Raw genomic sequence first — 10,152 nt, 5'->3', positions numbered from 1 at the left:
ACGTCCCAGACAGTAGTGGATTCTCCTCCGGGCTCATAATCGAGCCCTTCGCAATCCGATTTCACGCACACCAGAAAAAAGGGGTGCCGAAAGCGATCCCGTGAAGGAAGATCGTGCTGAGTGGGTTACCGCTCGCGCGGTGAGAAGTCGTCCCGGAACCTCACGGCTCCGTGGCAACTCGAAGAACCTTACGCACCCACCCCACGCGTGTCAAACCCGGGGTGGCCCCCGTGCGGTCAGTCCAGGTCGGAGAGGCGGCCACCGGCGTCCGGCTGGGCCTCCTCCACTCTGCGCAGCAGGCGGATCAGCAGCTCCCCCAGGACTCCGCGCTCGGCTCCCGTGAGGTCCTGGAGCAGGTCCTCCTCGAAGGACGAGGCCAGGCTCATCGCCCGCAGCCACTTCTGCCGGCCCTCGTCCGTCAGCTCCACGATGACCCGCACGCGGTTGTGCTCGTCGCGCTGCCTGGTCACCAGGCCCTCCGTGACCATCCGGTCGATGCGGTGCGTCATGGCGGCCGGGGTGAGCCCGAGGCGCTTCGCGATGTCCCCGGGGCCCAGCTGGTACGGCGGGCCCGACAGGACCAGGGCCTTCAGGACCTCCCACTCGGCGTTGCTCATGTCGAGCGTCGAGGTCTGCCGCCCGTACGCCACGTTCATCCGGCGGTTCAGGCGGCCCAGGGCGGAGACGATCTGCTCGACCTGGGGGTCGAGATCGGTGAATTCGCGCTGGTACGCGGCGATCTGCTCTTCGAGTGACGGCTCCGCGGGGCCGGGGGTATCGCCCATGGCCCGAGTATGGCACGGCCCCGCTTGGCGTTGAAGTCCTTCGCGGTGTAGAGTTTAGGATCTAACTTTAGGTTCGAAGTCTACAGAGGTAAGGCAGGTGGAGGTGACCAGGGCAATGGGCATGGCCATGCGCAAGATCCAGGTGGGCAGCGCGCTGAGCGCGTTCGGTGTCGGTTTCACGGTCCCGTTTCTCTACGTCTATGTGGCGCAGGTCCGGGATCTGGGCGCCAGTGCGGCGGGCATCGTGCTCGCCGCGTTCGCTGTGGCCGCGCTGGTCGTGCTTCCGGTCGTGGGGCGGGTCATCGACCGGCGCGGGCCGCTCCCGGTGCTGGTCGGCGCGTCCGTGCTGTCCGCCGCCGGGGCGCTGGCCCTCGGCCTGGCGACGACGGAGGTGACGGCGATCCTGTCGGCCGCCGTCCTCGGCGCGGGTACGGCGGTGATGCAGCCGGCGCTCGCGACGATGGTCGTGTGGTGTTCGGCGCCCACCAGCAGGACCCGGGCGTTCGCCACGCAGTTCTTCCTGCAGAACCTGGGCCTCGGTATCGGCGGCCTCGTAGGGGGGCAGCTGGTCGACGAGAGCCGGCCCTCCAGCTTCCTGCTGCTGTTCTCGATCGAGGCCGCGATGTTCCTGGTGCTCGCGGCGATCGCCGCGAGCGTGCGGCTGCCCCGCTCGGCCTCGCTCCAGGAGACCGTGCCCGCCGACCCGGCGGCCGGTGCCAAGCGGGGGATGCGGGCCCTGGCGCAGAACCGCGCGATGGTGCAGCTGTGCGTGCTCGCCTTCGTGATCTTCTTCGCCTGTTACGGGCAGTTCGACTCGGGTCTCGCCGCGTACGGCGTCGAGGCGGCCGGTATATCGGCCTCGACGCTCGGGATCGCGCTGGCCGCGAACACCGCGGTGATCGTGGTGGCGCAGTTCGCCGTGCTCAAGCTCGTCGAGCGGCGCCGGCGCAGCCGGGTCATCGCGCTGGTCGGCCTGCTGTGGGCGCTGGCCTGGGCGGTCGCCGGGTACGCGGGGCTGGGCCACGGCAGCCAGGCGATGGCGACGGCGGCCTTCGTCTCGACGTACGCGCTGTTCGGGCTCGGTGAGTCGATGCTCTCGCCGACGGTCGCGCCGCTGGTCGTGGACCTCGCCCCGGAGGGCATGGTCGGCCAGTACAACTCGGCCTTCGCGCTGGTGAAGCAGCTCGCGCTCGCGGTCGGTCCCGCGGTGGGCGGTCCGATGGCGGCCGCGCTGCACGGTCCGTACATCCTGACCTTCCTGGTGTTCTCCCTGGGGATCACGGTCCTGGCTTTGCGGATCGGGCCGAGGCTGACCCCGGCGCAGGACCGGCCCTACGGCTCCCGGGTCGTGGCGGCCGGTGTCGCCGGGCCGGAGCCGGTGGCCGCGGACGCGGACGGCGGTACGACGCGGGAGAACCCGCTGCCCGCGGCCGGCGTCTGAGCCGCGTACCGCGTCAGCTCCTCCCCGTAGGCATCGCCGTCGTCCCCTCAGCTCCTCCCGTGCCCCCGGACTCCCCTCAGCGGGGGAGGCCGGGGGCGCGGGTGTGTCCGGGGAGGGCGAACTCGCACCACACGGCCTTGCCGCCGCCGGGGGTGCGGCGGCAGCCCCAGCCGGAGGAGATGGTCGCGACGATCGCGATGCCCCGGCCGGTCTCGTCGGCGGGTTCCGCGGTGCGGCGGCGCGGGAGGTGGTCGTCGCCGTCGGTGACCTCGACGATCAGCCGGCGGTCGGTGCGGCGCAGTCTCAGGCGCATGGGCGGGGTGCCGTGCTGGAGGGAGTTGGCGACGAGTTCGCTCGCGGCGAGCAGGCCGAGGTCGTGCAGTTCGGTGGGGAAGCGCCAGCTGGTCAGGACACCGGAGGCGAAGGCGCGGGCGCGTGGGGTGGCCTCGATGCCGCCGAGCAGTTCGAGGGTCGCGTTGCGGAACAGGTCGGCGTCGGCGCCGGTGCGCGCGGGGTGTTCGACGACGAGGACGGCGACGTCGTCGTCGTGCGAGGCGGTCACGCCGAGGGCGCGCAGCAGGCGGTCGCAGACCACCTGGGGGCTGCCGGTGGCGCCGGCGAGCGCGTCGGCGAGGGAGGAGACGCCCTGGTCGATGTCCTGGTCGCGGCGTTCGACGAGGCCGTCGGTGTAGAGGACGGCGGTCGATCCGGGGGTGAGCGGCACGGAGCGGGAGGTGTGCAGCCAGCCGCCGGTGCCGAGCGGGGGCCCGGTGGGTTCCTCGGCGCGGTGGATCACCCCGTGCTCGTCGCGGACGAGGATCGGGAGGTGCCCGGCGGAGGCGTAGACGAGCCGGCCCTCGTTGGGGTCGTGGACGGCGTAGACGCAGGTGGCGATCTGGGTGGCGTCGATCTCGGCGGCGAGTCCGTCGAGGAGTTGCAGGACCTCGTGCGGGGGCAGGTCGAGGCGGGCGTAGGCGCGGACGGCGGTGCGCAGCTGGCCCATGACGGCGGCGGCGCGTACGCCCCGGCCCATGACGTCGCCGATGACGAGCGCGGTGCGCCCGCCGCCGAGGGTGATGACGTCGTACCAGTCGCCGCCGACCGCGGCGTCGGTGCCGCCGGGCTGGTAGGTCGCGGCGATGCGGAGGTCGTCGGGTTGTTCGAGTTCCTGCGGGAGCAGGGAGCGCTGGAGGGTGACGGCGGTCTCGCGCTGGAGTCGTTCGCTCGTCCGCAGGCGTTCCGCGGCCTCGGCGTGCTCGGTGACGTCGGTCGCGAAGACGAGGATGCCGGTCTCGGGCGCGGACTCGTGGCCTCGCTGAGGGGGCGAACCGGCTGGGGCGGGACCGGGCTCCGGGGGCGCGGGCGGGATGGTGACGGGGGTGCACGCGAAGGTGTACGAGCGGCCGTCGGGGGCCTTGCGGGATTTGACGGTACGGGGTCTGGAGCTGCGCAGTACCTGATCGAGGAGGGGCGGCAGGCCGAGTTCGGCGAGTTCCGGGAGCGCCTCGCGGGCGGGGGCGCCGGGGGTGCGGTCGCCGAAGGCCGCGCGGTACGCCTCGTTGACGTAGAGGAGGCGGTGGTCGGGGCCGTGCACGAGGGCGACCAGGGCGGGTGCCTGGTCGAGGATCTCGCGGGCGGGCAGCCGGTCGACGGAGGGCGGCGCGGGGGCGGTGGGGCCCGCGCCGTGTTCCGCGCGGGCCGCGGGGACGGCGCCGCCCCGTTCGGTCCGTGCGGCGGCGCGGCGTTGCGTGCCGGGAAGCCGGGCGCTCCAGCGCGTGAAGTTCACCGAGTCTCGCCTCGTGTTGTCGTACGGGGTTCGTGGGCCGCGTCGGGGACGGGCCGCCTGTCGCGTGCGGGTGCTGCGGATAGGGCGGGCACGGGAGGCAGCGCACGCCGGTGTGGTGCGTGCTCCTGGTGCCGGTGTGACGTCTGGGGCAGTGACGGTATCGAAGCCAGTGAAGGTATCCGAGTCCCCGCGGGTTCGGGCGTGGGGCGGTGGCGTGGTGGGCGCGGCGCCCCGGCCGCGGGCGGGGCGCGGCCCGCGGGCCCGGCTCCGCGCTGACCTGGGCGGGGCCGGTGGGTGGGTGGTCCTGGCCCGGGTGGTGTCGCGGGACTGCCCGGGTGGCGGGCGTACGGGAGCGGCGGCGGGCGTGCGGGCAGGTTCGGGGGCGCTGGTGTCCGGTGGAGGAACAGTCTTGCGGACGGGACCGACAATCCGCCGGGGGCGGGGCGGGGGTGGGGCTCGTGGCGGGGCTGCTCCTGGCGGGGCTGCTCGTGGTGGGGCTGCTCCTGGTGGGGCTCAGAACGACCCCTCCGGGTGGGGCGGGGGCTCGCCGCCCGCCGCGCGTTCGAACTCGGCGCGGGGGTGCTCCAGGGAGCCGAGGGAGACGATCTCCCTGGTGAAGAACGCGGAGACGGTCCATTCCGCGAGGACCCGGGCCTTGCGGTTGGCGGTGGGGACGCGGCCGAGGTGGTGGAGGCGGTGCAGGAACCAGGCGGGGTAGCCGGTGAGTTTCCTGCCACGGATCTGGGCGACCCCTTTGTGCAGTCCCAGCGTCGCCACGGAGCCGGAGGGGCGGTGGCGGTAGTCGCGGGCCGGGGTGCCGCGCAGGCTCGCGAGGAGGTTGTCGGCGAGGACGCGGGCCTGCTGGAGCGCGTGCGCGGCGTTGGGCGCGCAGGTGCGGTCCTCCTCGGGCGCGGTCAGGTCGGGGACGGCGGCCGCGTTGCCCGCTCCCCAGGCGTGCGGGGTGTCCACTACGTCCAGTCGGGGCGTGCACACGAGGCGGCCGTGGTCGTCGGTGGGCAGGTCGCACGCGGCCAGGAGGGGGTGCGGTCGCACCCCGGTGGTCCACACGAGGGTCCGGGTGGGCAGCCGGGTGCCGTCGTCGAGTGCGGCGACGCGCTGCTCGCAGGAGCTGAGGCGGGTGCCGAGGCGGACGTCGACGCCGCGGCGGCGCAGGGCGCGCAGCGCGTAGGTGCCCAGTTCGGGGGCGACCTCGGGCAGGATGCGCGCGCCGGCCTCGACGAGTACCCATCTCATGTCGTCGCGTTCGAGGTTGTGGTAGTGCCTGCTCGCGTAGCCGGCCATGTCCTCCAGTTCGGCGAGGGCCTCGACCCCGGCGTACCCGGCGCCGACGAAGACGAAGGTGAGCGCGGCGTCGCGCAGGGCCGGGTCGCGGGTCGAGGAGGCGATGTCGAGCTGTTCCAGGACGTGGTTGCGCAGCCCGATGGCCTCCTCGACCGTCGTGAACCCGATGCCGTGCTCGGCGAGTCCGGGGACGGGGAGGGTGCGGGAGACCGAGCCGGGCGCGAGGACGATCTCGTCGTAGGCCAGTTCGGTGGCGCCGCCGCCCTCGTCCTCGGTGGCGGGGGTCTCGACGTAGGCGGTGCGGGTCGCGTGGTCGACGGACACGACCTCGCCGAGCAGGAGGCGGCAGCCGGTGAGGACCCGGCGCAGCGGTACGACGACGTGGCGCGGGGACAGGGAGCCCGCGGCGGCCTCGGGCAGGAACGGCTGGTAGGTCAGATAGGGGTCGGGCGTGACGAGGACGACCTCGGCCTCACCGTCCTTCAGCTTCCGCTGGAGACGCAGTGCGGTGTACATCCCGACGTAACCACCGCCGACCACGAGAATGCGCGCGGGTTCCTTCACCTCCCCATGACGCAACGGACCCCACCGTTTGTCCACAGCCCCGGCGATTCGTATGACTGGTCACGGACGGGCGGCGGGCGGCCGCGAGCCGCTCGCGCTACGGGCGTTGGCCCAGGTCAAGGCGGGTGACGGGTGGGGGGTGGCGGGGGTCGGTCGGGGCGGAATCGGTGGGTACTCCGAATGAGGGGCGGTCTGTCCGGAACGGGGCCCTTCTGAATTGACTGCCACTCAACTATGTTCGTGAGTTGTCGGGGTGGTGTGGGCGCGCTCCCGAGGAAGGGACCGTTCCTCGCACTCCGGCAGTCGATGACGCGGAGAGTCTCCGGGGGGAGACGTCATGACCGGGGGAACAACATGCATATGCAGGAGCCGAAATGGCCTTCCGCCTCACTACTCGCCTCGGCCTCGGCCGCGTCGGGCGGTTCAGGCGTCGGGCCGCGGGCGGGTGTGACGGGCGCGGGCCGCGCGATGCGCGGGCAGGCGTCCCGCTCGGCGCCCTTGCGGGTCGACGCCCAGCGCAATCTGGAGCACGTACTGCGGGCGGCGCGCGAGGTGTTCGGCGAGCTGGGGTACGGGGCGCCGATGGAGGACGTGGCACGCCGGGCGCGAGTCGGTGTCGGCACGGTGTACCGGCGCTTTCCGAGCAAGGACGTGCTGGTGCGCCGCATAGCCGAGGAGGAGACGGCCCGGCTCACCGAACAGGCCCGTACGGCGCTCGGGCAGGAGGAGGAGCCGTGGTCGGCGCTCTCCCGTTTCCTGCGTACTTCGGTGGCGTCCGGGGCGGGGCGGCTGCTGCCGCCGCAGGTCCTGCGCGTGAGTACCGGGGCCGGGCCGGGCGACGGGGCCGGGACTGACGCCCGCGTGGCGAACGGACCCGGTAACGGACCCGGTGCGGGAGCCGAGTCCGGCCTCCGGGGCGGACTCGGTGCCGGAGTGATTCCGGGCGGCGCGGTGGGCGAGACGGACGGCGCGGCGCCCGGGGCGCCCGGGGCCGGTGCGGCCGCGGGGGCGACGGGCTCCGCGACCGGCGTCTCCGCGACGGCGGTCACGGGAACGTCCGGTGCGAAAGCGGCGGGTACGGCGCCGACGGGTACGGAGGACTTCGGCGGTGTCGTCGCCGGTGCCGTCGGTGCTGTCGGTGCCGTCGGTGCCGTCGGTGCCGTCGGTGGCGAGTCGCGCGGGTTCGGGGCGGGCGTATCCGGCCTGGGCCGGGAGGAGACGCGGGTCCCGCAGCAGCGCACCGCCGCCGCGCCGCTCGGGACGCAGATCCCGGGCGCGCAGGCCACGGCCCGCACGGAGGACGCGGGGACGGTCGCTCTGCTCGACGTGGTCGGCCGGCTCGTGGACCGGGCACGCGAGGCGGGTGAACTGCGCGAGGACGTCACGGTCGCCGACGTCCTGCTCGTCATCGCCACGGCCGCGCCCGCACTCCCCGACGCCGCTCAGCAGGAGGCGGCCTCCTCCCGGCTCCTGGACATCCTTCTGGAGGGCCTGCGCAGCCGTCCTCTGGGGTGACTGAGGCGAGGGCCCGAGTCCTGCCCGGGGCCTCGGGCCCTCGCGGCGGTACGGGCGGCGCGGTGGCGGCACCGGGCGATTCGACGGCGGTACGGGCGGCGCGGTGGCGGGTCGTCCGTACCCGGCCGGCCAGGTACGGGGCCCGGCCGTTCACGTCCGCGCGTATCCGTCGGTGCGTTCCGTGTGGGCGTAACCGTGCGGGCGGGCGCTCCGGTGCGGTTCCGTCGTTTCCGGGCAGGGCGGTGGGCGTGCGGGCGAGTTCACCCGCTTTCACTCGTTCGGGGAGTGTCGCGAAGGCCGTCCCGGTGCGGGGCGGAACAAGAGGCTTTGGCTGCCTGCCTGTTGGGGAGCCGTTTCGGCAGAACTACCCGAAAGAGTGATCGGGTCTCGTACGTGTTCAGTCGTGTTGCCTCGTGTGCCAACCTGTGCCGATGTCTGGATCTACGCGTCGGTACGGGGGCTCTCCGCGGTGAGTACGGGTGAACGTCACGACCCCCGGGCCGGTGCGGGGCAGCCGGAGGACGGACGCGGCGGGCCGCAGGACGAATCCGGGGACGGACGCGGCGGGCCGCAGGGCGAATCCGGGGGCGGCGCGGGGGCCTCGCCCGCCACGGGCGGGCGGGCGGCCCACGGCGGACAGCGCGGGACCGCCACCGGGCAACCGCCCCAGGTCGGGCGGCAGGCCGCCGCCGGGGAGCAGGCCGCCGCACGGCAGGGGGGACGGTCTGCGGCGGGGGGCCGTCCTACCGCCGGGGAGCAGCCCGTCCCCGTGGGCCGGCCCCCCGCCGGGGAGCAGGAGGCTGCGGCCGGACGCGCTCCCGAGGTAGCCGGAGCCGCCGCTCCGGAGGCTGCCGGAGCCGCCTCGCCCGTTGCCGCGGCCGCCGCGGAGCCCGGTCCTCCCGCCTCCTCCGTTCATCAGGTGCCCCGGCAGGGTGGACCGGGGGCCGGGACCGGGGACGGGGAGTTGCTGACCCGGATGCGGGACGGGGACGACTCGGCCTCCGCCGAGTTGTTCCGCCGGCACGCGGACGGGGTGCGGCGGTACGCGCGGACCTGCTGCCGGGACGCGGACACCGCGGAGGACCTGACCGCCGAGGTGTTCGCCCGCATGCTGGCCGCCGTACGGCACGGGGCGGGGCCCGAGTACGCGGTGCGGGCGTATCTGCTGACGACGGTGCGGCGGGTCGCGGCCGACTGGGGGCGTACCGCGCGGCGCGAGCAACTGGTGGACGACTTCGCGGTGTTCGCGGCGCAGGCGGTACGCACCTCGGCCGGCCCCGAGGACGACACCCTCGACCTGGGCGCCGACGTGCTCGCGATGCACGAGGCCGAGCAGTCGATGGCGATGCGCGCCTTCCGCAGTCTGCCGGAGCGCTGGCAGGCGGTGCTGTGGCACACCGAGGTCGAGGACGAGTCGCCGAGCGAGGTCGCGACGCTCTTCGGCCTCGACGCGAACGGCACCCGGGTACTGGCGAGCCGGGCCCGCGAGGGCCTCAAGCAGGCGTATCTCCAGGCCCATGTGAGCAGCGCGCTCACCGCGGACGAGGGCTGCGCGGCGTACGCCGACCGGCTCGGGGCGTACGCGCGCGGGGGGCTGCGCAGCCGGGCCGAGCGCGGGCTGCGCAAGCACCTGGAGGAGTGCGCGCGGTGCCGCCTCGCGGCCGGGCAGATCAAGGAGGTCGCGGGCGGGATTCCGGGGGTCGTGCCGATCGCCGTCATCGGCTGGTTCGGTGCCGCCGGGTACGCGAAAGTGGCCGCGCTCGTCGGCGGCGGCGCGGGTGCCGGGGCGGCGGGAGCGGCCGCGGCCGCCTCGGGTTCCGGGGCGGCCGGTTCCGGGGCCGCCGGCGGGGCCGCGTCCGAGGGGGTCGGGACGCCCGTCAAGATCGGGCTGGTCGCGGGGGCGGTGGCCGCCGCCGGGGTGGCGGTCGCCATGATCCTCGCCGGGGACCATCCGCCGAAGGACCCGCGGCCGGACGCCAGGCCGCCGGCGGTGCAGCCCGTCGTACCGGAGCCGTCGACGGAACCACCCGCCTCCGAGCCGTCCGAGCCGCCCGCGCCTCCGCGAGCACCACGCCCGGTCGCGGAACGGCCCTCTCCGGCCCCCTCCCCGGCACGGCCCACGCCGAAGCCGGAGCCGAGCCCCGGCCCGACGAGCCCGAGCCCGACTCCGACGCCCACACCCACACCCACACCCACACCCACACCGCCGGCTCCCTCACCGGCCCCCACCACTCCGGCCCCGGCCCCGCCGCCCCCGTCCGTCGTCTACGAGTGGAGCGCGCTGCGGTACACGCTGACCGGCGACGGCAGCGGGCCCGAGATGCGGCTGGACCCCGGGGGCGCCGGGGTGTGGCAGCGGCCTGGCGGTATGTCGGTCGGCGGGGTGCGGTACGCGAACGGGGTGACGGTGCACGGCCCCTCCCGGGTCACCGTCGAACTCAACCGGCCGTGCGCGGCGTACGACGCCTTCGCGGGTGTGGACGACATGACGCTGGGCCTGGGCGCGGTCCGTTTCTCCGTCCTCGGGGACGGCGTACCGCTGTGGAGTTCGGGGATCGTGCGCGGTGGGGACCCCGCCGTACCGGTGCACGTCGGGCTGGCCGGGCGGCGGACGGTCCAGCTGGTCGTCGAGCCGGTGAGTGACGCGGAGGCGCCGCTGGACCGGGCGGCGGCCGTCGCCGACTGGGCGCGGTCGCGGTTCACCTGCGGCTGAGGCGGCTGCGGGCCGCGGGGCGGCGCGCCGTACGCCGCATGCCGTG

General features: G+C 74.7%; 6 protein-coding genes and 1 pseudogene. 4 read left to right on the top strand and 3 right to left on the bottom strand.

The window, feature by feature from the left end; all coding sequences use genetic code 11:
* Positions 1-236 precede the first annotated feature (236 nt).
* On the bottom strand, positions 237-785 hold the full coding sequence (locus tag ACFYMP_RS24765; protein WP_388861552.1) for a MarR family winged helix-turn-helix transcriptional regulator: 549 nt from the start codon (positions 783-785) through the stop codon (positions 237-239).
* 115 nt (positions 786-900) lie between these two features.
* On the opposite strand from ACFYMP_RS24765, the gene ACFYMP_RS24760 reads away from it, so the two are divergent.
* On the top strand, positions 901-2,226 hold the full coding sequence (locus ACFYMP_RS24760; RefSeq protein WP_388861572.1) for an MFS transporter: 1,326 nt from the start codon (positions 901-903) through the stop codon (positions 2,224-2,226).
* Positions 2,227-2,302: 76 nt separating this feature from the next.
* Here ACFYMP_RS24760 and ACFYMP_RS24755 read toward each other — a convergent pair whose 3' ends face one another.
* Positions 2,303-4,012, bottom strand: a complete 1,710-nt coding sequence (locus ACFYMP_RS24755) for a SpoIIE family protein phosphatase (protein WP_388861550.1) — start codon at positions 4,010-4,012, stop codon at positions 2,303-2,305.
* A 513-nt stretch (positions 4,013-4,525) separates the two neighbouring features.
* Complete coding sequence (locus ACFYMP_RS24750; RefSeq protein ID WP_388861570.1) at positions 4,526-5,830, bottom strand: NAD(P)/FAD-dependent oxidoreductase; 1,305 nt, start codon at positions 5,828-5,830, stop codon at positions 4,526-4,528.
* Positions 5,831-6,232: 402 nt separating this feature from the next.
* Here ACFYMP_RS24750 and ACFYMP_RS24745 point away from each other — a divergent pair.
* From ACFYMP_RS24745 to ACFYMP_RS24735, 3 genes and pseudogenes are all read left to right on the top strand, one after another.
* Positions 6,233-6,694: pseudogene (locus tag ACFYMP_RS24745) on the top strand (TetR/AcrR family transcriptional regulator); the annotation flags it as partial.
* Positions 6,692-7,393 (top strand): hypothetical protein, encoded by a 702-nt coding sequence (locus ACFYMP_RS24740; RefSeq protein ID WP_388861568.1) that lies wholly within the window; start codon positions 6,692-6,694, stop codon positions 7,391-7,393. The pseudogene ACFYMP_RS24745 and the gene ACFYMP_RS24740, both read left to right, overlap by 3 nt.
* Before the next feature lie 976 nt (positions 7,394-8,369).
* Complete coding sequence (locus ACFYMP_RS24735) at positions 8,370-10,106, top strand: sigma-70 family RNA polymerase sigma factor (protein ID WP_388861566.1); 1,737 nt, start codon at positions 8,370-8,372, stop codon at positions 10,104-10,106.
* Positions 10,107-10,152 lie beyond the last annotated feature (46 nt).

This window comes from Streptomyces sp. NPDC007088 (assembly GCF_042869355.1).
Classification (GTDB): domain Bacteria; phylum Actinomycetota; class Actinomycetes; order Streptomycetales; family Streptomycetaceae; genus Streptomyces.
The sequence above is the reverse complement of the archived record's forward strand: the minus strand, read 5'-3'. Positions and strand labels throughout refer to the sequence as shown.